Here is a 22,862-nt window from a genome sequence, read left to right as displayed (position 1 = left end):
GGGCTGCTCCCTCCGTCCGAAAGTCCCCGGCGGGATTCGTGGCCCGTCATCGGTTGATCATGGCGATCTTCTGGGTGATCGGGGTCGTCATCGTCCCGAACACGAACTCCTTGGGCGTGCCGTGCCCCGCGACAGCGACCTTGATCGTCTCCGGGTCCACGAACACGGGGACGGTCTGGCTGCGCTGCTCCGCGGGCGACAGCTCGAACATCCACTGCCACTCCGGGCGGACGAGCCCCCGGTCGCGGAAATCGAGGAACGGGGCGATGACGTCGCTGATGCTGGACCGGACGTTGTGCAGCAGGAAGCGCTGCACGGCGCGCTTGTCGAGCCCCGCCTCGTTGAGGCGCTTCGCGGTCTCCGGCGGCAGCAGGTAGAACAGTCCGTCCTCGTTGCCGCGCAGGCCGCCCAGCGTGCTGGTCATGAACCCGACCTGGGTCGCCGTGGGCGTTCGGGCGGCGATGGAACGGATGCGACGGTCCGGCCCACCGTGGTTGGAACCGAGGTCCCACTCCCCCGTCGTGTGCAGCACGGTGACCGTGCTTTCGTCAGGGCGGAATCCCGCGGTGACCTGATACGGCTCCCAAGGGCTCTCGTCCTCGTTCTCACCGAGGACCTGGATGTTCTTGCGGACCGTGCCGATGGTGTCGAGGTCCATGCGGCCCGGCGTCCACAGACCCAGGTTGTGCAGGGCCAGGGAGACCGCGCGGCCGATGCGAATGTTGACCCGGTTGGCGCGGCCGGGACCGAGCGGGCTACGGCCGCTGTTGATGCCGAGCGTCTTCGCGGCCGGCCCGTTGACCATGATGACCGGCGCGAAGGCCCCGGTCGACATCAGCACGGAGAGGTTCATCGGCGGCGGGCAGTCGTGGATCGCCTTCAACGCGGCGATCACGACGGGCAGTTCCTCCGGGCGGCAGCCGGCCATGGCCGCGTTGACGGCGATGCGTTCCAGGGTGCCGTGACCGTGCCCCGGCGGCACCGTCACGATCAGCTCGTCCCGCGCCGTCCCCTGCGCCGCGATCAGCTCCTCCACCCGCTCGCGGGTGGGCGGGTGGAGCGGAAGCCCGTCGCTGAAGTCCTGGTCGAGGTAGTACTCGTTGAACGCCTCGACAGCCTCGGCCGCGCTCGTTCCGTGGAAGGTGTACGACTCCTGTCGCTCCTCCTCGGCCTCTGGCGCCTCGACCACCTTGCTGGGATCGGGGTCGGTGGTGAGCAGCCGGATGATCTCCGGCACCTGCGGCAGGGTCTGCTCGATGGCCTGTTCCTTGGTGAGCGCGGTGAACACCCGCGGCACCACCACGGACTGAAGATCCGGCACACCGAACACCTTGGCGCTGGCGGCCGTGTCCTTCTCGAACCCGCGCGCCACGATGGTTACTTGGGGTACGCCGCCCTTCTCACCCTGGGCGCCGTCGTGGATGAGCCACGAGGTGCACGCGCCGCAGTCGGCGGTGGCGCCGATCAGCGCGTCGCTCTCCTCGATGGCGCGCTGCAGCAGCGCGGGCTCGAACCGGATCGATCCGGGATAGAGACGTATCTCCATCTCCGGGTAGGTTTCCTTGATCTTCTCCGCGACCGCTCGCAGGGCGTTGTCGGCATTGGGCTTGCTGTTCGACAGCAGGCCCAGGACCTTCCCGTTCAGCGTCGTCAGCCGCGGTGCGAGCGATGTCACGGTCGCTTGCATCTTCTCCGGGGTGGGGTCGACCACCTCGATGGTGACCTTGTCCGCGGTTGTCTGCGTCGTCACTGCGCCTCCTGCACATTTCCCGCCTGTCTCGGCGCGCCGCCCGTGGACGCGCCGGCCCGCTGTCGGGTCAGGCGAAGTCGTAGTCGGCCGGGTCGAACCGCTCCAGCAACTGGTGATAGTCCTCGAGCCGCCAGGGGACGTTCACCTGCTGACGGCCGAACTCGTTGACGTAGTAGTTGCGGTCCTTGGAGCCCTCGTCGTACCAGATGAGCGAGAGCATGGCCTGGTCCAGGCGCTCGTTGTACTGCTCGAACACCTCGTGGCGCACGCTCAGATGCCGGTGGCCGCCCTCGATCAGCGCGATCATCGACTGCGCGATGTAGCGGGCCCAGGACTCCATCCACACGATCAGCGAGCCGGCCCTGTTCTGCGAGTTGGGCCCGTACATGATGAAGAAGTTCGGGAAGTCGGGAACGGTCAGGCTCAGATACGCGCGCGGGCCGCCGCCCGCGGGGTCGCTCCACCGGTCTTCCAGTGTCGCGCCGCCGAGGCCTTGGTACGTGGTGGGCCACAGGTACTTCTGCACGGCGAACCCAGTGGCGGTGAAGACGAGGTCGAAGAGCCGTTCCTTGCCGTCGGCCGTACGGATGCCGGTCGGTGTGAACCGCTCGATCTTGTCCGTGACCAGCTCGACGTTGTCCTCCAGGAGCGAGCCGTACCAGTTGTTGTCCACGATGAGCCGTCGGGCCATGGGCGCGTGCTCCGGGATGACCTTGGGCCACAGCTCCGGCCGGTCGGCGAGTTTGGTCTGCACGTACTTGACGAGGCTCTCGCGGTACGAGTCGTTGGCCTGGTTGACCAGGCCGCCCGCCGCCTTCCACTTCGGGTCGGGCTCCTGCAGGAGCTGCCCGCCGAGACGCATGGTCGCGATCGAGTAGCAGTACCAGTTCCAGTAGTACGGCATGGTGTCGAGCAGCCAACGGGTCTCCCGGTCGATCGGCTCTCCGTACCGGTCACGGGGGCTGATCCACTGGGGTGTGCGCTGGAAGACACCGACGTTGCGGGCGCGCTTGCGCACCGAGGACATCATCTGGACACCGGTGGACCCGTTGCCGACGATGGCGACGTCCCGGCCGTCGATCCGCTCCTCGCCGGTGCATTCGGCGGTGTGCACGATCTCGCCGCCGAACTCCTCGATGCCGGGGACCGAGAGGCGCTTCGGCGTGGAGAACAGACCGCTCGCGCTCACCACGGCGGTCGCGGTCAGGTGCGCGGTGCCGTTCTTGGCGGCCACCTGTAGGCGCCAGTTGCCCGCGTCCTCGTCGAACACGGCCGACGTGACGTCGCTCTCGAAACGGATGTGCTCGTACACCCCGTACTTGCGGGCGACGTGCTCCAGGTAGCCCTGCACTTCGTCGGCCCGCGCGAAGTACTCGGTCCAGGGGTAGTTCTTCTCGAAGAAGTACTGGTACAGGAAGTTGGTGGTGTCGACCCGGACGTCCGGGTAGGCGTTGATCGTCCACGTGCCGCCGAGGTCGGTGCGCCGCTCGTACACCGTGTACGGGATGCCCAGCTTCTGCAGCTGCACGGCGACCGCGATCCCGCCGAAGCCGGCGCCGATGATCGCGACCTCGAAGTCCTCGGGGATCGCGGGCCGTTCTCCGTTCCATCGCGCCAGCCGCGGATGCTCGTCGAACGCGGCCAGGTCCCGGCGGTACGACCAGTCCTTGTCGGTCAGGCTCTCGTCGCGGAACGCCTCGTACATGGCGCGCAGGTCCGGGTCGGAGGGCTGCACCGGCGTGAAGTCGGCGGGAAGCTGCAGCAGAAAACGGAGCGCCCTGTCCTTGACGGCCTGAGCCGCCCCCCCCTCGATCACGGTCTGCTTGAGAGCACCGCCGTACATCGGGGTCTGCTTCAGGGGCAGCGCGAGCAGTTCCTCGTCGCCGGTCGCCTGGTAGAGCGCCATGCGCAGGGCGTTGAGGTCGGCGTCGTCGAGCGCCCGCCGGATGAACGCCTCGTCCACTGGCCCGGACGCGGCTGCTCCGGACGCACTGTGCACGGTCATGTGACTCCCTCCCTCGATGACCTCGGACGGCTCTCGCGGCCTGACGGCGCATGCGAATCCACCCTAGGTTCAATCCGCTTACTGATTGCACTCATCTACTTCTTGGGACTGTACATGTAACTGCCGTCGGGGTCACCACGTGACGCCGATCCTCCTTCGACGGTGATGGCGCGCAGAGCGCTTGTTCCGGTCAGCGGACGCCCAATTGAGCATTTGTGGTGTTCCGCGACGTGATGCCCTCGTACTGAACGTCGGCGAAGTCGACGCGCGCCCGGACAACGGCTCCGGGGTACGCCTCAGGCGGGGCGACGACGCGAGCGGGTCGGGCCTCCACGACCGGACGCACGCATTCGTCGAATACGTCCGGGTTGAACGTGTTGGGGTGCCGAGCCGGACTCGTGGTGCCCCAACGCCCGTACTCATCCCGCGCAAAAATCGGGGACGTCCAGATCGTCGAAGTACGGCCCTCTGCCCTTGCGGCCGTTGCCCGTGCAGGGGTCCACAAGGACCGTCAGGCCATCGGCGCGCGCGACCCAACTGCGATTCGAGAAACGGAAGTTCATCGTCTCCCGATCCAGGAACCCTTCGGGCAGCGGATCGACGCGACGGGCGATCAGCTCCTCGTCGTCGGTGAGGAAGGTGCGGGAGACCGGCAGGGAGTACTCCTCCACCCGGTCGCCTTTGGCACGGCCGAGACTGACCGGCTGCTTGGCGTGCTGCCTCCGATGAGAGGTTCCGACGTTCAGGACAGATGGGCTGGGGAGCACAGGGCCCGGTGCGCTATCCGAGGCTTTCGCGTGCCTCGGCGGGAGACTGGCGAGCCGTGTCGCGGATCAGCCGCTCGGTGCGATCGGCCGGGACCGCCACTCCGAAACCTTGCAGGAACCAGTCCATGACGGCCGACGGGTCGGTCAACTCGGCTGGGCGATCCGGGAGATACGGCTTCACGTAGATCTCGGTCTGCGGTTCGCTGCGCCAGCTGTCCCCGAGCGTCCCGGTGTCCAGGGCGTCGTAACCGAGCCGGTCGAGCAGCCCGCGGGCTTCGTCCTTGCCGCCGTTGTCGTCACCCGCGATGGGAAGCGCGGTTCGGTCCTGCGCGCCCGACGGCCTTGCCAGTACTTCGAGACGCAGGAAGTCGATGTTGTTGAACGCCTTGACGACCCGTGATCCCGGGAGGTGCCGTTGTGTCAGTTGGCTGGACGTCACCTTCTGAGCGTCCAGCTCCGCGAACCGGTCGTCGCGCTCGGGGTAGTAGTTCATGGTGTCGATGACGACCTTGCCGTCCAGTTCGGCGACCGGGAGGTCCGGGTGCCGGCCGAAGGGAATCGTGGCCACCACGACGTCGCCCGCTCGGGCGACGCCTCGCACATCCGCGGCCCGCACCCCCTCTCCCAGACGTGCCACCAGGTCGGTGAGGGTCTGCGGCCCTCGGGAGTTGCTCACGACCACCTCGATGCCGGCGGCGAGAGCGAGCTTCGCGAGCGCGCTTCCTATGCGGCCCGCTCCGATGAGTCCCAGGGTTGCGGTCACTTCTTCCGTCCCTTCCCGGCCCAAAGGCCTCAGTTCCAGGCCCCGGGGCCTGGATGCCTCAGCGCGTCAGTAGGCGATCGCGACGTGGAGAGCCGTCTCGCGGTCGCCCGCCTTCTCGATGGCCTCGACGATGCGATCGAGTTCGTAGGTGTGCGTGATGAGCGAGGCGAGGTCGTACGTACCGCTCTCCATGATCTTCATGACGTCGATGACGTCCTCGAGCCGGTAGCCGCCGGGCCCGATGATCGACTGCTCGCCATAGGCGAGCCGTACGAGGTCGATGGGCACCGGCTTCGGGTGCACCGCGACGGCTCCGATCCGGGCGCTCGATTTGGCCATGGACTGAATCTGCCCGATGAGTTCGTCGGCGCCGGCTGCCTCCATGTAGATGTCGACGTCGGGGAAGGTGCCCAGCAGCGTGGTCACCGAACCGAACAGCTCCATGGCCCGCTCCTGGACGTTCTCGCGGGCAGAGTTGCAGGTCGCGAAGCCCAGGCCCGCCGCCTTCTCCAAGCGGAAGTCCGAGAGGTCGACGACCATGACCTCGTCGACACCGAAGTTCTTGAGCGCGACCGCGGCGCCCATGCCGATGGTTCCGGCGCCGAACACCACGGCGTTCTCACCCTTCTGGGGGCCACAGCGGCGCACGGCCCGGTGGCCGACCGTGAACGGCTCGATCAGCCCCGCGACAGGTGTCGGGATCGCGTCGCTTACCTTGAACACCTGCTCGCCGACCCGGCAGTTGGGTACATGGATGTACTCCGAGAAGCCTCCCAGGCAGCCGGCCCGCCTCGGGTCGCCCTTGGCCAGCAAGGGGTAGGGGTAGACGCGGTCGCCGACCGCGAGGCCGGTCACCTCGCTGCCCATCTCTGCGATCTCGGACACCACCTCGTGCCCGAACTGCTCCCCTCGCAGGATCTGGTGTGCTCCGGGACCGTGCTTGAAGACCGACACGTCCGATCCGCAGATTCCGGCGTGCAGATTGCGCAGCAGGACATCGTGGGGGCCGCAGGTCGGTGTCGGCAACTCGGTCAGGGCAATGTCGAGCGGCCCGTTGTAGATGGCGGACTTCATCGGGAGGTCCCTTCTCTCAGGGGGTGAGCACAGGTCTCGGCGGATGGGTTCCTGGAAGCGGCTTCAGTCACCGCGCAACGTTCCGGCCAGTCCTCCGTCGACCAGGAGGTCGGTGCCGGAGATGAACGACGCGGCATCGGATGCCAGGAAGTCGACCGCGTTAGCGATTTCGAGCATGGTGCCCTCGCGAGCGAGCGGCGTCCGGTCGTAGAGCTCTCGCTTGATCGGGCTGCGTTCGAACTCCATGGCTCCCATGGGGGTGGCGATGAGCCCTGGCGACAAGGACACGATGCGAGCACCGCGTTCGCCCCATGTCTGTGCCTCGCGCCGGCACAGCGACAACAGCCCGTACTTGGAGATCTGGTAGGCCATGGCGCCGGTTCGCTGCTCGGGTTCCAGTACCGCTGCCACCCTCTCGGCCGTGCGAAGGTCCTGCGGCTGTTTCAGCAGGGCCTCCACGTCGGCAGCCGGGCGGAAGGTGTGTGATGCGAGGGAGGCGATGACAATGGCTGCCGCGCCGGTCGATGCCAAGGGCAGCAGCGCCCGGGCGACCAGCGCCGGGCCGGTCAGGTTGACCCGCATGATCCGGTCGAAGTCTCCGGCGACCGGCGACAGACCCGCCACGTGGGCGAGCACCCGCAGCCCGCCGCGCCTGCGCACCTCGTCGGCCAGTTCCGCCACCGCCTCGGGGCGGGTGATGTCACAGGTGAACGGCTCGACGTCGCCGCCTTCGTCGCACAGCGCGCGTGCGACGGTCTTCGCCCGCTCGTCGTCGAGGTCCACGACGAGAACGCGGTACTGCTGGCCGAGTCTTCGCGCCACCGCCGTTCCCAGTCCGCCCGCGCCGATCACCACGGCGAGCTGCCAGTCGGGCCGTCGGCTGGTCCCCAGTTCGTGCGTCGTCACCATCACTCGGTTACCTCCGCCACCAAGGTCGCCACAGGCGCGGTGCCCCTCGCGGACCTCTCGCCGCCTCGGCGTCCGATGACGAAGGCGATGAGGAGTCCGACCGCGCTCGATCCGCCGACGAGCAGAAAGACGTTGTTGTAGGCGTGCTCGGTGCTGAACTGTGTGCCCGGCGCCACGGAGAGACTCAAGAGGAGCGTGGCGACAGAGGACCCCACTCCCGAGAAGGCGGTACGGGCCACGGCGTGAACGCCCGTGACCTCACTGGTGTGTTCGGCCGGTACCCCCTCCATCACGAAGTTGGGCAGCGACGTCAGCATGAACACGAGGGCCACGTTCAGGACGATGATGGCCCAGACCATCTGGGTGACGGTGTCGTGGAGCAGGACGAGGGCAAAGGCTGAGCCGATGCCGAAAGTGCTGCCGATGGCCAGCGGAAGACGGGCCCCGAAGCGGGCCGAAAGACGGCCGCTGAACGGCGACAGCAGAAAGCCGATGATCGAGACGCAGAACACGGCCGTGCCCGCGGCTGACGCGCTCATCCCCAGACCGACCGGCGCGTTGGTAGGGGTCTGCATCATCAGCTGCATCGCCAGCCCCGTGGAGCCGAAAACCCCAGCGGAGAGGAGGCAGTTGGCGAGCAGCGCCAGCCCTTGCTTCCGGTCGCGGAAGAGACGGACGTTGATCAACGGACTCTCGATCCGCGCCTCCCGCCAGACCCAGAGGGCGAAGATGACCACACCCGCTAGAATCGTCCCGAGGGTGCGCAAGTCGCCCCATGTCCATCGCGGGGCGTTGGTGACGCCGAGCAAGCACAGGGTGATGGCCGGAGCGAAGAGCAGGGCGCCGGGCCAGTCGATCCGGACCGCGCCGACCGTCATGGTCGACCGGGGCAGCGTGAGGGCGCAGGCCGCCGCGAGTACGGCGACGCCGGCCGCGAAGACGAAGATGTAGTGCCAACCGAGTGAGTCGATGAGTACGCCGGAGACGATGGTCCCGGACGCCCCGGCGAGCATCGCGGCACTGGCGACCATCGCCACGGCTACGGAGACCCGGTGCTTCGGCACCGTTTCCCGGACGATGCCGAAGCACAACGGCAGGATGCCACCCGACACTCCTTGGATCGCCCGGCCGACGATCACCCCGCTCAGTGTGCCGGAGGAAATACTGACGACCGATCCGACCGCGGAGCCCAGCAGGAGGAGAATGAGCAGTGTGCGGCGGCCGTAGATGTCGCCGAGGCGCCCGCACACCGCCGCGGACGTCGCCGCGACCAGTGCGAACGCGGTGAGCGTCCAACTGGCGTCGATGGCCGAGACCTGGAACTCGCCGATAATGTGCGGTAGCGCGTTGAGCATCATGGTCGACTCGAACGCGCTGACGACATCGGCGAAGATCAGCACTCCGATGACGAGGGCGACGGGCCGTGACGGACGGATTCTCTCGACTGTCTCACTGGGCGACGACATGGATGTGGTCCCCTCGTCAGGCCTCGAGGGCCGCTGGCGGGTGATCGCAGGTGTGGTGTGACGGCGCCCGCAGACCGGAGGCGCGCCGCTCTCCCGTCGGCAGGAGCGATCCCGCCGCCTGACAGGTACGTTCAGGCCCCGGCCGGCACTGCCTCCGGCTGCTGCAGGGTCTCGCGCTCTTCGCTCTTCACCGCGCGCAGCAGGACGACGATCATGGCGATCTTCCAGACGACGAACGCGATGGTCGGGCCGTACAACGCGTAGGCGCCGTCCCAGGCGAAGGGGCCGTCGGTCACCACGTAGACGAAGACTCCGGGAAGGAAGATGATCGCGAGCACGATGTTGATCCAACCGAACCAGCGCGGGAACACGGGCTTGGGGCTGCGGTCGATGAGTGCCGCGATGCCGATCGACGCGACGTTGACGACGAAGATGACGGCCACGCCGACGTAGGTGAGCCAGAACTGGTCACTGAGCAGCCGTATCAGCTCCGGACTCCGCTCGGGCCGGTAGGCGGCCGTGGCCAGCACGGCGAGCGGGTACAGCCAGCCGGTCGGGGCGACGACCCCGGTGGTCAGCTGAACCATCGACAGCAGGCCCCAACCGCCCTCGATGCGCCTCATCTGCAAGCTGGTGATCACCGCGAACGGATAGAACAGGGGCACGACCAGACCCATGAGGACCACGGCCCACAGGATGCCGGTGCGGTTGTCGGACATGAACTGTGCCACCGTCGCGGCGCTGTCGGTCGGAGCGGGAGGTGGGGTCAGCTTGCCGATGACGGAGAAGGCGAGCGTGTTGGCCACCGCTACCGCCACGCCGCACCACACCGAGAAGCGGTACAGCCGGAATTTCAGTCCCACGTCCATGACGATCTCCCTTGATCCGTCGTATGCCGGCCTGCCGCCGGGGCCCTCGGCGGTTCAGACACCGGCCGCTCACGACCCCTTGATGTGATCTGGGCGTCGTTCGCCGCTCGGCCGTGGACAGAGAGTAGAGGCGCGATATTTCGCGGCCCCGCCGTCGTTCCGGTCACCGGAACAGATCCTTTTCGGCCTCGTGGACTCCGCGCACGCGCATGTGAAATGGCGCCACCCCAGGCAGGGATGGCGCCATGCATACAAGATCCGGAGAGCCGAGTGCGACTCGCGGATCAGGAGAAGAGGTCGACCACCGGCTTGTTGTGCAGGTCGTCCTGGAGCAGGTACGCGGCGGCCGCCTTCATGTGAGCGCGCCAGTGGCGCTCGGCGCCGTCCGCGTCCTTGGCCTCGACCAGCGTGATCAGTTTGCCGTAGGCCCGGATGGCGCGCTGGAAGCGCTCCGGCGATGCGGTGCGGTCGTAGCTGCGGGTCACGCGGACCTCGGTGTGCGTCGCGACGATGTCCTGCAGCACCGCGCCCTGCAAAGCCAGCGTCTTGTTGCCTGATCTCTGCATGACCAATTCATGGAACCGGTAGGTGAGTCCGGACCACTCCACCGTGGGCGCCACGACCTCGTCGGGGGCCTCGATGGCCGCCTTGAGTTCGTCGACCACGGCGGTCAGGTCGGCGAGGTCCTGCTTCGTGCGCCGCTTGGCGAGCAGCCGGGCGCAGACGGGCTCGGCCACCATGCGGGCCTCGTAGACGTCGTCGACGGTGGTGCCCTGGAACTGCAGAAGAAGACCGACGTACCGGGCCGCGACCGACACCTCCGGCGCCATCACCTGAGCGCCGCCCCGACTGCCGCGCCGCACGCTGATGAGGGTTTCGGCCTCCAGGATCCGGAACGCTTCGCGGAGCGTGGGACGCGACACCCCGAACTGCTCCATGAGCTGCGTCTCCGGCGGCAGCGTCTCCCCCGGCTTGAGCTGCCCCTGGACGATCCGACGGCGCAGCTGCTCCGCGATCAGCTCGGCGGTCTTGGGCGCGCGGACAAGGCGGCCAACGCTCGTTCCAGATGTAGCACTCATAACAATGAGTCTACTGGATGGATGTTTGCCCGACCGAGCTTCCGGGCGCTCCGGACTCACCCCTCGCATATAGCTTACTCATTTACTTATTACTCTGCTAATGTCCGCGGCATGACGGCCACGACAACCTCGCAGGACCCGCGATGAGCCGCACTCTTCAGCAGGACCGTGACCAGGAGGAACTCCGCGGTCTTGTACGCAGATTCCTGGACGACAAGGCGCCTGTGTCCGAAGCCCGGCGCCTGTCGTCCGACACCGCCGGTTACGACCGGACCGTCTGGCACCGCCTGACCACGGAGCTCGGCCTCACCGGAATCACCGTGCCCGAACAGTACGGCGGAGCGGGCATGGGAACCGAGGAACTCGGGGTCGTACTGGAGGAGATGGGACGGACGCTCTACTCCGGTCCCTACTTCGCCACGACGGCACTCGCCTGCCCGGCCCTGCTGCAGTGCGGCGACGAGACCGCGCGCGAACGCTGGCTTCCCTCACTCGTCTCGGGCGGGCTGACCGCCACGCTCGGCACGGCCGAACCGACGGCCGGCTGGGACGCCCCTCCTGCCACGCGGGCCGTGGCGGACGGAGATGCCTGGCGGCTGACCGGCGTGAAGGCCTACGTACCGGACGGCCACACGACGGACCTCTTGCTGGTGAACGCCCTGTGCCCTGAAGGCGTAGGCCTGTTCGCGGTATCGGCCGACGCTTCCCACCTCACGCGCACCGAGCTGGACACCCTGGATTTCACGCGCCCCATGGCCCGCATCGAACTGGACGGCACCCCTTGTGTCCGCGTCAGTCCAGGGGACGCCTCCGAGGGTCTCGCCTCCGTGCGCGATCTGGCACGGGCCGCCCTCGCCGCTGAGCAGGCAGGCGGGGCCGCCGCCTGCCTCGACATGGCCGTCGACTACGCCCGCACCCGCGAGCAGTTCGGGCGTCCGATCGGCTCCTTCCAAGCGGTGAAGCACAAGTGCGCGGACATGCTGGTGCGCGTCGAATGCGCCCGCTCCGCGGCCCGTTACGCCTGCTCCGCCGTCGGCCGGCCAGGGCGCGAAGCCTCGGCGGCCGCAGCCGTCGCGCGCGCGTACTGCTCCGAGGCCTATACCCACGCGGCCAAGGAGAATCTGCAGATCCACGGCGGCATCGGCTTCACCTGGGAACACGACGCCCATCTTTTCCTGCGCCGCGCCAAGACCGACGAGTTGCTGTTCTCCTCTCCGCGAGAAGAGCGCGCCAGACTCGCCGTGCTGGTCGACCGGGAAGCCTCGTCTGCTGACGTCGGCGCGTGAACACGGGTCGGGCTCTACAAGGAAGGGGAGACCGGGTGGCCTCACCTCGTGTCACCGACGACAGCACAACCCTGGACGACTTCCGCGTCGAACTGCGTGACTTCCTGAGTCGTCACGGCCCGGGCCCCCGCCCGCGTGGTCTCGAAGAACGATTCGCCTGGGCTCGCACCTGGCAGGCCACGCTCTTCGACCACGGCTACGCGGGACCCGCCTGGCCCAAGGAGTACGGAGGGATGGAGCTGCCCTTCGCCCACCAGGTCGTCTACCAGGAGGAACTGGCGCGGGCCCGGGTCCCCGCTCCCCTCGGCACCGGGCTGGGCATCGCCGCTCCGACGATCATCCGGTACGGCACCGAGGAACAGAAACAACGATGGCTCGCCCCCATGCTGCGCGGGGACCGGGTATGGGCCCAGGGCTACTCGGAACCCGGCGCAGGGTCGGATCTGCCGGCGCTGCGCACCCAGGCCCGTCGGGACGGCGACCACTACATAGTGAACGGTCAGAAGGTGTGGACGAGTCATGCCTCCCGAGCCGACGTCTTCTTCACGCTCGTCCGCACCGGCACCACGGCTGCCCGCCAGCACGGCATCAGCTACCTCATCGTCGACGCCCACGCCCCGGGCGTCGACGTACGCCCGCTGCGTGACCTGACCGGCGGCCATCTCTTCGCCGAAGTCTTCTTCGACGAGGTACGTGTCCCAGTCGCGGACCGGGTCGGACAGGAGAACGGAGGCTGGCCCCTCGTACGTACCAGCCTGGGTCACGAGCGCGCCGCAGGCGCGATGAACCAGGCAGCCGCCTACCGACGCATTCTCACCGAGCTCGAACAACTCGTCGCACAACGAGGCTTGGGCGGCGACCCCGTGATCCGCGACCGCCTCGCCGACTTCGAGGTCCGCGTGCGGATCATGGGATACAACGCGCAGCGCACCATCGCCGACATCATGCGTCGCGGCGAGCCCGGACCCGTCTCCTCGGTGTCCAGGCTCCACATCTCCGCCTTCGAGCAGGACCTGCACGAGTTCGCGCTCGACGCACTCGGCACCGCGGGGCTGCTGGCCCGAGGCAGTGACGAAGCGGTGGAGCGGGGACGCTGGCTGAACGGCTTCCTGCGCACACGTGCCTCGACGATCGGAGCGGGTACCGCGGAGATCCAGCGCAACACCCTGGCCGAGCAGGTACTCGGTCTTCCGCACGAGCCCGGAATGCCGACCTGACGCCCACCACTTCCGAAAGGCGGACACCATGCTGACCGTGGCCGAATTCGACAAGCTCGCCGAGAAGGTCAACAACTGGGGGCGCTGGGGCCACGAGGACGAGCGCGGCACCCTGAACCTCGTCACCCCGGAAGTGGTCCGCAAGGCCACCGCGTCCGTCGTCACCGGTGACACGTACTCCCTGTCCATGGGCCTGTCACTCAACGGCCCTCAGATACCGGGCACCGCCGTGCCGGGCCGGATCAATCCCGTACGCACCATGCTCGCCGTCAACACACCCATGCTCGACGCACCTGACGCCTGCGCGTACAGCGACGACATCGTGGTCACTCCGACCCAGGCGGCCACCCACTGGGACGCCCTCTCCCACTGCAGCCACCGCGGCGTGATGTACAACGGCATACCGGCGAACGCGATCGACGCGTTCGGAGCCACCAGGCTCGGCATCGAGGCAGCCGGCGACATCGTGTCGCGCGGAGTACTGCTCGATGTGGCGCGCCACCAAGGCGTGGATCGTCTGCCCGGCAAGTTCGCGGTGACCCGGAAGATCCTGGAAGCGGTCGAGCAGGCGCAGGGCGTCAGCGTGGAGGAGGGCGACATCGTCCTGGTCCGCACAGGTCAGGCCGCATATTTCCTCGAAGGCGATGTCCCGCGCTACCGGAGTTCCGTCCCCGCGCTGGAGTACGACTCTCCGCTGTTCTTCCACGAGCGGGGCGCGGCCGCCGTGGCGATCGACAACATGCCGATGGAGCTGCTGCCTTCGCACGTGACAGATTTGGGATTGCCGGTCCATGTCCTGTGTCTGATCATGATGGGCATGATCCAGGGGCAGAACTGGGTCCTGGAGGACCTAGCCACCGCCTGCGCGAGCGACGGCCGCTATACCTTCCTGCTCAGCGCCACACCGGAGAAGTTCTTGTGGAGCACGGGCGGGATGGTCCATCCGGTAGCGGTTCGTTGACGTGAGTTCGGTCCGTTGGCATGAGTTCGCATGGATTCAGGGATGGATCGGCAGTTCCGCAGTGACCGTGAACCCGCCGTCAGTGCTGGGCTCCGCCGTGAAACGGCCGCCGGCCGACTGGGCTCGCTCCCGCATCCCGATCAGCCCGTACCCGCTCACCTCTTCGCCCGGCACGCCCGCCGAACCCCCGCCGCCATCATCACGCACCGTGATGGTCAGAGCATCTGTCGCGTACGCCAGCGTCACCCGCACCGTCGCCCCCACCGCGTGCTTGCTCACGTTGGTCAACGCCTCTTGGAGAATCCGATACGCCGTCAGATCCATACCCGGCGCCAGAGCTCGCTCCTCCCCCTCGACCACCACCGAGACCGACAGTCCCGCAGAACGGTGCACCGCCATCAGCTCCGACAGCCCGCTCAGCCCAGGAGCCGGATCCAGCGGCGCGTCCGTCTCCTCCGGTCGACGAAGCAACCCCACCGTGGCCTTCAACTCGCGTAGCGCCGATGCCGTTGTCCCCGCCAATTCGGTGATCAAATACTCCGCCTGATCCGGTCGGCTCCGCACCAGGCGCGCGGCGGTGCCTGCCTGGGCGTTGGCCAGCGCCAGGTGATGGGCGACCACGTCATGCAGTTCCCGGGCGATCCGCACCCGCTCCTCCCCCACCCGTCGACGGGCCTCCTCGTCCCGCGTACGCTCCGCCAGCTCAGCCCGCGTGAACAATGACTCCACATACGCGCGGCGCACCTGCACCGCCGAGCCCCAGGCAACTGGCAAGAACAAGAAGAACGCGGGGTTGATGGCTGCCAGAACCGGGTTCCGGTACGTGTCCGTGAGCAGGGCCGGAGGAACGAGCAGCACCGCTACCCCCAGCGCGTACAGATGCGCCGCCTTGCGGTCGACTTCGAGTGCCAGCCAGTACAGGGCAACCATGGCCGGCGCGAACAGCAGGGGCGTCGTCAGATATCCGTATCCGGAGGCGGCACTCGCGCAGACGCCGGTGACGACGACCACGGCTCTCGGATTGCTGCGGTGCCACCACAAGGCGGTGCAGGCGACCACTGACAGGGCCAGACCGGGCCACCAGGCGATTGCTTCCGGCGCCGTTCCCCAGGTGCCCTGCAGGCTGGAGTACACGGACAGCGCCAACGCCCCCGCGATGGTGAGCGCGTCGGCCGAGCGCGGGTGGTCGCGCAGATGGTGCAGGAAGCGGTTGCGCATCGCACTCTCCGGTCAGAGGGGGATGCCCATGGTCCGCGATGCCGCTGCGCAGTACGCGGCTTACCGCCGGTGTGTCGTCGCCCGTCGCAGCACACAGCGAAACCAGTGATCGGCGGGCCGTGGACGCTGCCATCCGCGACGGTGGCATCGTGTGGGCCATCAGTTGGCCGCGCCACAGGAGTACGAGTGCCTCGCACCCGCTCACCACAGTTCCTCTCCGCCGTCACACGGACCGAGAACACCAGGTTCATCACTGCGCGCTTCCCTGCCGCTGGGGCTGGCCGGCCTGTCCGACGCGCCCCACACCATCGACCAGGTCGGTCTGCCCGCTGGGGCGACGCTCCTGCTGTCCACGGATGGACTCACCGAGATCCGCGACTCCGCCGGCAACTTCTACCCACTCGACGAGCGACTGCGAGAGCGTGCACACCTCGCCCCGGATGAACTACCGCTGTCACTCTACGAAGACGCCCGCCGGTTCTCCGGCCGGGGCCAGCACGACGACATCGCCGTTCTCGCCGTTCACCGCACGGTCCCCTTCACTGTGAAGCCGTAGAGCCGGGTTCCACGAGCCCCGACTGATAGGCGAAGACCACGAGTTGGGCACGGTCACGGGCGTCGAGCTTGGTCATGGCGCGCTGAATGTGCGTTCGGACTGTGAGCGGACTGAGGAAGAGGTCCTCGGCGATCTCCGCATTGGACTTCCCCTCGGCAGCCAGTCCTGTCACCTCCCGTTCGCGGGCCGTGAGCGCGGCCAAGCGCTCGGGCATGACCTTGTCGTTGGTGGGCTCGGGAGTGGCAAGGAATCGAGTGACCACCACGCGGGTGGCGGCCGGAGACAGCAGAGCATCCCCGTCGGAAACGGTGCGGATGCCTTCGAGCAGTGCGTCGGCCGCCACGTCCTTGCCCAGAAAGCCACTGGCTCCCACCCGCAGCGCCTGAGCGACGTACTCGTCGATCTCGAAGGTGGTAAGGATCAGCACCCGGGTGCCCGACAGGTCCGGGTCCGCGCAGATGGTGGCCGTAGCCGCCAGACCATCGGTACCGGGCATACGGATGTCCATGAGGACGACATCGGGGCGGTGTGTGCGCACCAACTCGACGGCTTCCGCGCCGTCGGACGCCTCGGCGACGACCTCGATGTCATCAGTGGAGTCGATCAGCATGCGGAACGTGGCCCGGAGAAGGGCCTGGTCGTCTGCAAGGAGTACGCGGATGGGCATAACGGGGTCCTTCATCAGTTGCGTGGGTACATGAGGTGTTCACAGATCCGTACTGATTCATACCGCTTCTACGGATACAGGGCTCACGAGGCCTGTTTTGAAGGCGATGGCCACAAGCTGGGCTCTATTGCTCGCGCTCAGCTTCCGCAGGGAATGACGAATGTGAGTGCGTACGGTGAACGGGCTGACGCAAAGGTACTCAGCGATCTCGTCGTTGGATCGGCCTTGCGCCACAAGGGCGGTCACTTCGCGCTCTCTCGGGGTGAGGGAAAGCAGCTGGCTCGGAGCTCTCCGAAGGCCGGGGGACGGCGCGGACCGGAAGCGGGAGACCAGAATTCGGGTGACCCCGGAGGACAACGGGATCTCACCGTCGGCGACGGCACGGATGGCGGACAGCAGCTCTGCCGCTGTGATGCCTGCGCCGAGGAGCCCGCCCGCACCGTCACGCAGAGCCCGGGTGGTCTCCTCGTCCTCGGCATCGTGGTTCACCACGAGTACTCGGGTGCCGGGCCCGTCGGTGCCGCCCCGCAAAGCCGCTATCGCATCGCCTCTCAGGGAGCGACTCTCCGCGATGACGACATCGGGCCGGTGGGCCCGGACAAGGTCGGCCGCCGCAATGTGATCACCGGCCGCCGCGACCACCGTGATGTCATCGCTGGCCACGATGACCCGGCACAGAGCTTCCCGAGTCAACGTCTGGGAGCTGACGACGATGACGCGTAGGGGCATGACGGGAGCCTTCCTGAGGTCGTGCAAGAGAAGAAATTTCAGAAGTTGACGGGAAGCTCGGCGGTGACGGTGAATCCACCGCCGGGCCGATGCCCCGCCGCGAACCGACCGCCGGCGGAATGCGCACGTTCACGCATACCGATGAGGCCGTATCCGCCGGATGTGTCCTCGGCAGGAGCGACCTTTCCCCCTGTTCCGTCGTCGGAGACTGTGATGGTCAGCAGGTTGCCCGTGTACGACAGCTCCACCTGCGCTGCCTCCGTCAGCGCGTGCTTCCGAACGTTGGTCAACGCCTCCTGAACGATGCGATACGCGGTCAGATCGACGCCCGGGGCCAACGGCCGTTCCTCCCCCTCGCTGGTCACCGTCACGGAGAGGCCCATGGCCGCGTGCTCATCGATCAGTTCGGGCAGCCGCCCCAGGCCGGGACTCGGCTCGGTGGAAGAGCCCTGCTCGCCAGGACGACGCAACAGGCCTACCGTCGCCTTGAGTTCACGCAATGCCGACGCTGTCGTGCCCGCCAGATCCTTGATGAGGCTCTCGGCCTGCTCCGGCTTGCGTCGTACCAGGTGAGCAGCGGTCCCCGCCTGCGCGTTGGCCAGCGCCAGATGGTGGGCGACCACGTCGTGCAGTTCCCGGGCGATGCGCACCCGTTCCTCCTCCACCCGTCGCCGAGCCTCCTCCTCACGTGTACGTTCCGCGAGCTCGGCACGCGTGCGCAGAGACCCCAGGTAGGCACGACGTGCCTGAAGCGCCGAACCCCATGCCACTGGGAGAAACAGAAAGAACGCCGGGTTGAGGGCTGCCAGGACCGCGTTGCCGAAATTGTCGCCGAGGACTGAAGGCGGCACCACCAGCACGACCAGGACCAGGCCGTAGACGTGGGCGGTCTTGCGATCGCCCTCGATCGCCAGCCAGTACAGAGCGAGCATGGCCGGGGCGAGCAGGATCGGCGTCGTGAGGTAGCCGTAGATGACTTCCGGGCCGACACACAGAGCGACGATCAGGGCGACAGCGAGGGGATGGCTACGGCGCCACCAGAGTGCGACGCAGGCGAGCGCCGACAGTGTCACGCCTGGCCACCAGGCGAGCTGGTCCGGCGTAGTGCCCCAGGTGCCCTCCGCGCTCGCGTAGACCGCCAGGCCGAACGCGACGGTGATGGCCCCCGCCTCGGCGGTGCGTGGGTGAGTGCCTAGGTAGCGCTGAAGTTGCTTGAGCATGGAAGTCTCCGTCGGGGGTCGGGGCGGCCCATGGCCCGGTGCGGGAATGTACGCCTGCGTGCCCGGCAGCTGCTGCTCTGCCGGGCACGGAGGGGTGAAGGTCAGACGCCCGCAGGTGTGCGGTCGTCGGTCTCGGCGACTTGCCCGCTGGCAGGGTCGACGGCCCGTCGGGAGAGTGCCTCGCCTTCGATGTCCACCTTCGGCAGCACCCGGTTGAGCCAGCGCGGCAGCCACCAGGCACGGTCGCCGAGCAGGGCGAGCACGGCAGGCACGAAGGCCATGCGGACCACGATCGCGTCGAAGAGAACGGCGATGGCCAGGCCGAACCCGATCGTCTTGACCATGGACTCTCCGGCGGTAACGAACCCGGCGAAGACCGACGTCATGATCAGCGCGGCCGCCAGCACGATCCGGGAGCTTGCCCGGAACCCGGACACGATCGCCTGCCCGGGGCGCTCCCCGTGGACGTACGCCTCCCGCATCCGCGAGACGAGGAAGACCTCGTAGTCCATGGCCAGGCCGAAGACGATCCCGACCAGGAAGATCGGCATCATGCTCATGATCGGGCCGGTCTGCTCGACGCCGAGCAGGTCGGCGGCCCAGCCCCACTGGAAGACCGCGACCACTGCGCCGAGCGAGGCGAGCACCGAGAGCAAGAAGCCCGCGGCTGCCTTGAGCGGCACCAGGATCGAGCGGAAGACCACCATGAGGAGCAGGACGGCGAGGCCCACGACCACGATGAGGTACGGGATCAGCGCGTCGCTCATCTTCTGAGCCATGTCGATGTTCGCGGCAGTCGTGCCCGTGACCTCGTACGTGGCTCCGGACTTCTCCTCTATTCCGGAGCGCTCGCCCCGGATGGTGTTGACCAGGTCCTTGGTCTCCTCGCTGGTGGGCGAGGTGGACGGGGTGACCGCCACGATCGCCGTGTCGCCCGCCTCGTTGAACTGAGCCGGGGAGACGGACACCACGCCCTTGGTGGCGGCGAGATCCTTGGAGATCTCCGTCACCGCGGTCTTCACGTCGTCCACCGGCTTCGCGTCGATCACCACGGTCAGCGGCCCGTTGAAGCCGGGGCCGAATCCGTCGGCCAGGGCGTCGTACGCCCGACGCTCCGTCGTCGACGTCGCCTTCGCCTCGTCACCCGGCATGCCGAGCTGCAGGTCCAGCGCCGGTACGGCGATCACGCCCAGGCCGACCACCGAGAGGAGCAGCACCGGCAGGGGGCGGCGAAGGACGAGGCGTGCCCAAGCGGCGCCGACCCGGCCCGTCTGCTTCGGCTTCTTCTTGCCCTTGCGTGCACGGCGGCCGAGCACAGCGTTGGGCCAGAATCCCAGGAACGCCGGTACCAGGGTCAGCGCGATCAGCACGCCGACGCCCACCGCGCCCGCGGCCGCCAGCCCCATCTTGGTCAGCGACGGCACGCCGACGACCAGGAGTCCGGCCAGCGCGATCATGACGGTGAGTCCTGCGAAGACGACCGCGGACCCGGCCGTGCCGGCGGCGAGCCCCGCCGCCTCCTTCGGATCGTGTCCCTTGCCTCGCTCCTCCCGGTAGCGGGCCATGACGAACATCGCGTAGTCGATACCGACCGCGAGGCCCAGCATCGTCGCCAGCGTGCCGGTCGACGAGGACAGCCCGAGCGCACTGCCGAGCGCCATGATGGCGGCCATGCTCACGCCGACGCCCAGTATCGCGGTCAGCAGCGGGACACCGGCCGCAGCTAGCGAGCCGAACGTGATCACCAGTACCAACGCGGCCACCAGCACACCGGCCACCTCGCCGATGCCGCCGGACTCGACCGAGCCCGCCACGGCGGTGCCGCGAGCGTCAACAGTCAGGCCGGCGTCCTGCGCCTCGTCGATGGCTTCCTGCAGTTGCTGCTTGCTCGTGTCGGTGAGGTCGTCGGCACCCACCTTGTACGAGATGCTCGTATACGCAGTCGTACCGTCTTCGCTGACTCCGCTCGTCTTGAACGGATCGCTAACCGACGTGACCTGCCCGTCGTCGGACACCGCCGACACCGTCTTCTCGACGATCTGGCGATTGTCACTCACGGTGATCTTCTGGCCGCCAGGAGCAACGAACACGATCTGGGCGTTCGCCCCGTCCGCCGCCGCCCCGGGGTAGCGCTCCTCCATGAGGTCGAAGGCCCTCTGGGACTCAGTACCGGGCATGGAGGACGAGTCGTCGGGAGCCGCAGGGGCAGTGGCCGCGGCAAAGCCGACCGCCGCCAGGACAGCGACCCACAACAGCACCACGTATCGGCGCTGGCTGAAGGACGCACGTCCTAGCCGGTACAGGAATGTCGCCATGGAAGGGGACTCCACTTCTTCTCTCGGGAACCCCTTAAGCCTCGCGAAAAGGCCCTCCCACGTCGTCATGCGGCTGCAGACAACCGGCCTACTGAATATTGAGTAGGTGGAGCAGGAGAGGGCCTGCCGGACAACGACGGCAGGCCCGATCGATCTACGCCACCCCACGATGGCGACGGCATGCGCACCTGTGCGGGCTGCCCGGGCACGGACGGCCGGCTCCGTGATGCACCGGAACCGGCCGTGAGCTCGGCGTGCTGGGGAGGATCAGGCGCCGTCAGTGATGTTGATAGCGGCTGCGGGACAGACCGCGGCGGCTTCGCGAGCCTGGCTGTCCTGTTCCTGGAGGGTGCATCCCACACCTCCTTCCATCAGAAGCGCCGCGAAGCCTGCGACGCCTGCGACGCCTGGGCTGATCATCGACTTTCCGGAAGTTCCTCGAAGAACGCAGTTCAAGCGGACTGACCAGTCGTATAGCGCGTCGGTACCAAGACTTCCCGGTCTGACCAAGCCGGCGCATTGAACCGACACTGAGCTCCCACGCCATCCTGGAGGTCCAATGCGCCCGCAGTTCATGGATGCCAAGCAGACGGCCACGTACCTCAACATGTCCGTGACCTGGGTCTATCGAGACGCACCTCGCTTGGGGCTCGCCGCCTACAAGTTCGGGGGCGGACGAAACGCCAAGTTGCAGTTCAAGGTTTCCGACGTGGACGCGTGGACACGACAGCAACGACTGGGATAGCGATGGCAGCGGCTCCGGAGTTCGCTCACCCTGAGCCGCTGCCATCTCACGCAGCCAGCGCCACGTCGAGGATCTGCGCCGCCTTCCCGATCGACCCGGGCATCAGGTGCCGGTAGATCTTGAAGGTGACGTCGATGCTCTTGTGCCCCATCCACTCCGCGACGTCCGTGATAGCGAGCCCGTTGGTCAGGCAGTTCGACGCGAAGAAGTGGCGGTATCCGTAGATCACCATCCCCTCTGGGATGTCGACCTCGACCGCTGCTTTCATGCGCTTCCACTGGTTCGACAACCCCCAGTGCGGATACGGCCGTGCCGCGTTGGTCGGCTGACGCAACAGGTACCCGTCGACCGTGCCGTACTTCTCCGCGTACCAGTCGATCGTCTCCCGCACTCGCGCCGGCAGCGGAACGTCGCGGTAGTCCCCCGCCTTGCGGTGCTTCAACGGCCCGTACTTCCCTGTCGCCTGGACCACCTGCTCGTTCACGCGATAGACGTCGTCCGCGACGACGTTCTTGAGGTTGACGGCGGCCGCTTCTCCGTTGCGCAGTCCGCAGCCGCTCATCAGATCGACCAGCAGCATGAAGGCGTCGTCCCCGGCCGTCCGGTGCGACCTCAGCTGCTCCAGCGAGGGGATCACGGCCCGATCCGGGTCGTACTGCGGAGCCTTCACTCCGTCCAGGGGGTTGTCCGCGTAGAGGCCGAGCCGATGAGCGTCGAGGAGAATCGCGCGCACCTTGTCGAAGGCGTTGGACTGCGTAGCCAGGCCCGTCTGCGTCCGTTCCATGGACCTAATGAATCCATCGACCACCTTGTGATCGAAGCTCAGCATCTTCCGGCTGCCGATCGCTGGAAAGATGTGGTGCTCCAAGAGCGAATCAAGATGGCGAATGGACCCAACAGCCAGGTGCCGCTGGCCCCCCTTCCACTCCTCCGCGTACTCCTCGAAACGCATGGCACCGTACTTCGCTATGCGCTCCGCCTTCGCCTGGGACCCCGGTCGGCGTTTCTTCTCGTTGTAGATCTCCGTCAAACGGTCCTTCGCCGCATCCTGCGTCGCGAAGCCAGCCTCTTCCGTCTGGTTGCCCGACGCGCTGCGGTATCGGATCTTGTAAGCGTGCGGGCACTTGGACCAGCGAGACTCCGGGTGTTCGCAGTCCTTGAAGAAGGTGCCCATGCCGCGGGCGAGCGTGCGCTGTGCCATGTAGTGCTGAGGGCCTTCCCCCACGAAGGTGGGCACGCGGTTATTGGTCACGCGGCGAGCGTGAG

General features: G+C 67.4%; 19 protein-coding genes. 4 read left to right on the top strand and 15 right to left on the bottom strand.

From position 1 onward, the window contains the following. Positions 1-46: 46 nt before the first annotated feature. From AB0J02_RS33460 to AB0J02_RS33420, 9 genes are all read right to left on the bottom strand, one after another. Positions 47-1,750: a hypothetical protein gene (locus tag AB0J02_RS33460; protein WP_363197582.1), complete on the bottom strand. Its 1,704-nt coding sequence runs from the start codon at positions 1,748-1,750 to the stop codon at positions 47-49. A gap of 67 nt (positions 1,751-1,817) precedes the next feature. Further along, the gene (locus AB0J02_RS33455; RefSeq protein WP_363197581.1) at positions 1,818-3,755 is read right to left on the bottom strand and encodes an NAD(P)/FAD-dependent oxidoreductase; all 1,938 of its coding nucleotides are present in this window, start codon (positions 3,753-3,755) and stop codon (positions 1,818-1,820) included. A 419-nt stretch (positions 3,756-4,174) separates the two neighbouring features. Continuing rightward, complete coding sequence (locus tag AB0J02_RS33450; RefSeq protein ID WP_363197580.1) at positions 4,175-4,426, bottom strand: hypothetical protein; 252 nt, start codon at positions 4,424-4,426, stop codon at positions 4,175-4,177. A 109-nt stretch (positions 4,427-4,535) separates the two neighbouring features. Next, positions 4,536-5,285, bottom strand: a complete 750-nt coding sequence (locus AB0J02_RS33445) for an NAD(P)-binding domain-containing protein (protein WP_363197579.1) — start codon at positions 5,283-5,285, stop codon at positions 4,536-4,538. A gap of 66 nt (positions 5,286-5,351) precedes the next feature. Further along, positions 5,352-6,359, bottom strand: a complete 1,008-nt coding sequence (locus AB0J02_RS33440) for an alcohol dehydrogenase catalytic domain-containing protein (protein ID WP_363197578.1) — start codon at positions 6,357-6,359, stop codon at positions 5,352-5,354. 63 nt (positions 6,360-6,422) lie between these two features. Continuing rightward, positions 6,423-7,214: an SDR family oxidoreductase gene (locus AB0J02_RS33435; RefSeq protein ID WP_363197577.1), complete on the bottom strand. Its 792-nt coding sequence runs from the start codon at positions 7,212-7,214 to the stop codon at positions 6,423-6,425. 53 nt (positions 7,215-7,267) lie between these two features. Continuing rightward, a complete protein-coding gene (locus tag AB0J02_RS33430; protein ID WP_363197576.1) occupies positions 7,268-8,734 on the bottom strand; it encodes an MFS transporter in 1,467 nt (488 codons plus the stop codon). Between the two features lie 131 nt (positions 8,735-8,865). Beyond that, the gene (locus tag AB0J02_RS33425) at positions 8,866-9,603 is read right to left on the bottom strand and encodes a hypothetical protein (protein ID WP_363197575.1); all 738 of its coding nucleotides are present in this window, start codon (positions 9,601-9,603) and stop codon (positions 8,866-8,868) included. Between the two features lie 284 nt (positions 9,604-9,887). After that, complete coding sequence (locus tag AB0J02_RS33420) at positions 9,888-10,682, bottom strand: FadR/GntR family transcriptional regulator (RefSeq protein WP_363197574.1); 795 nt, start codon at positions 10,680-10,682, stop codon at positions 9,888-9,890. A 143-nt stretch (positions 10,683-10,825) separates the two neighbouring features. Between AB0J02_RS33420 and AB0J02_RS33415 the strand changes: the two genes are divergently transcribed. Genes AB0J02_RS33415 through AB0J02_RS33405 form a run of 3 tightly spaced genes read left to right on the top strand, consistent with a single transcriptional unit; the run spans position 10,826 to position 14,146 of the window. After that, entirely contained in the window at positions 10,826-11,968 is a 1,143-nt protein-coding gene (locus AB0J02_RS33415) for an acyl-CoA dehydrogenase family protein (protein ID WP_363197573.1), read from the top strand. A 35-nt stretch (positions 11,969-12,003) separates the two neighbouring features. Beyond that, positions 12,004-13,185, top strand: a complete 1,182-nt coding sequence (locus AB0J02_RS33410; protein WP_363197572.1) for an acyl-CoA dehydrogenase family protein — start codon at positions 12,004-12,006, stop codon at positions 13,183-13,185. Between the two features lie 37 nt (positions 13,186-13,222). Continuing rightward, positions 13,223-14,146, top strand: coding sequence for a cyclase family protein (locus AB0J02_RS33405; protein WP_363197571.1), 924 nt, complete (start codon positions 13,223-13,225; stop codon positions 14,144-14,146). Between the two features lie 36 nt (positions 14,147-14,182). Here the strand turns inward: AB0J02_RS33405 and AB0J02_RS33400 are convergent, their stop codons facing one another. Continuing rightward, positions 14,183-15,364, bottom strand: coding sequence for a sensor histidine kinase (locus tag AB0J02_RS33400; RefSeq protein ID WP_363197570.1), 1,182 nt, complete (start codon positions 15,362-15,364; stop codon positions 14,183-14,185). Between the two features lie 151 nt (positions 15,365-15,515). Here AB0J02_RS33400 and AB0J02_RS33395 point away from each other — a divergent pair, with 151 nt between their 5' ends. Beyond that, complete coding sequence (locus AB0J02_RS33395; RefSeq protein WP_363197569.1) at positions 15,516-15,920, top strand: PP2C family protein-serine/threonine phosphatase; 405 nt, start codon at positions 15,516-15,518, stop codon at positions 15,918-15,920. Here AB0J02_RS33395 and AB0J02_RS33390 read toward each other — a convergent pair. The 5 genes from AB0J02_RS33390 to AB0J02_RS33370 form a co-directional block, all read right to left on the bottom strand. Further along, positions 15,904-16,587 (bottom strand): response regulator transcription factor, encoded by a 684-nt coding sequence (locus AB0J02_RS33390; RefSeq protein WP_363197568.1) that lies wholly within the window; start codon positions 16,585-16,587, stop codon positions 15,904-15,906. The genes AB0J02_RS33395 and AB0J02_RS33390 overlap by 17 nt on opposite strands. Before the next feature lie 57 nt (positions 16,588-16,644). Next, positions 16,645-17,316 (bottom strand): response regulator transcription factor, encoded by a 672-nt coding sequence (locus AB0J02_RS33385; protein WP_363197567.1) that lies wholly within the window; start codon positions 17,314-17,316, stop codon positions 16,645-16,647. Positions 17,317-17,354: 38 nt separating this feature from the next. Continuing rightward, positions 17,355-18,536 carry a sensor histidine kinase gene (locus AB0J02_RS33380; protein WP_363197566.1) on the bottom strand — a complete coding sequence of 394 codons (1,182 nt, stop codon included), beginning with the start codon at positions 18,534-18,536 and terminating at the stop codon, positions 17,355-17,357. 101 nt (positions 18,537-18,637) lie between these two features. After that, complete coding sequence (locus tag AB0J02_RS33375; RefSeq protein WP_363197565.1) at positions 18,638-20,851, bottom strand: MMPL family transporter; 2,214 nt, start codon at positions 20,849-20,851, stop codon at positions 18,638-18,640. A 791-nt stretch (positions 20,852-21,642) separates the two neighbouring features. Then, positions 21,643-22,862: site-specific integrase (locus AB0J02_RS33370; RefSeq protein WP_363197564.1), on the bottom strand; the 1,220-nt coding region annotated here is incomplete at its 5' end.

The sequence above is a fragment of the Streptomyces sp. NPDC050264 genome, from assembly GCF_040655895.1.
Lineage (GTDB): Bacteria > Actinomycetota > Actinomycetes > Streptomycetales > Streptomycetaceae > Streptomyces.
The sequence above is the reverse complement of the archived record's forward strand: the minus strand, read 5'-3'. Positions and strand labels throughout refer to the sequence as shown.

What these genes read in the sequence shown, in the direction of transcription:
- AB0J02_RS33455 (WP_363197581.1), bottom strand. Translation starts at nt 3,755, where the DNA reads ATGACCGTGCACAGTGCGTCCGGAGCAGCCGCGTCCGGGCCAGTGGAC.
- AB0J02_RS33440 (WP_363197578.1), bottom strand. Translation starts at nt 6,359, where the DNA reads ATGAAGTCCGCCATCTACAACGGGCCGCTCGACATTGCCCTGACCGAG.
- AB0J02_RS33430 (WP_363197576.1), bottom strand. Translation starts at nt 8,734, where the DNA reads ATGTCGTCGCCCAGTGAGACAGTCGAGAGAATCCGTCCGTCACGGCCC.
- AB0J02_RS33425 (WP_363197575.1), bottom strand. Translation starts at nt 9,603, where the DNA reads ATGGACGTGGGACTGAAATTCCGGCTGTACCGCTTCTCGGTGTGGTGC.
- AB0J02_RS33420 (WP_363197574.1), bottom strand. Translation starts at nt 10,682, where the DNA reads ATGAGTGCTACATCTGGAACGAGCGTTGGCCGCCTTGTCCGCGCGCCC.
- AB0J02_RS33415 (WP_363197573.1), top strand. Translation starts at nt 10,826, where the DNA reads ATGAGCCGCACTCTTCAGCAGGACCGTGACCAGGAGGAACTCCGCGGT.
- AB0J02_RS33400 (WP_363197570.1), bottom strand. Translation starts at nt 15,364, where the DNA reads ATGCGCAACCGCTTCCTGCACCATCTGCGCGACCACCCGCGCTCGGCC.
- AB0J02_RS33390 (WP_363197568.1), bottom strand. Translation starts at nt 16,587, where the DNA reads ATGCCCATCCGCGTACTCCTTGCAGACGACCAGGCCCTTCTCCGGGCC.
- AB0J02_RS33385 (WP_363197567.1), bottom strand. Translation starts at nt 17,316, where the DNA reads ATGCCCCTACGCGTCATCGTCGTCAGCTCCCAGACGTTGACTCGGGAA.
- AB0J02_RS33380 (WP_363197566.1), bottom strand. Translation starts at nt 18,536, where the DNA reads ATGCTCAAGCAACTTCAGCGCTACCTAGGCACTCACCCACGCACCGCC.
- AB0J02_RS33375 (WP_363197565.1), bottom strand. Translation starts at nt 20,851, where the DNA reads ATGGCGACATTCCTGTACCGGCTAGGACGTGCGTCCTTCAGCCAGCGC.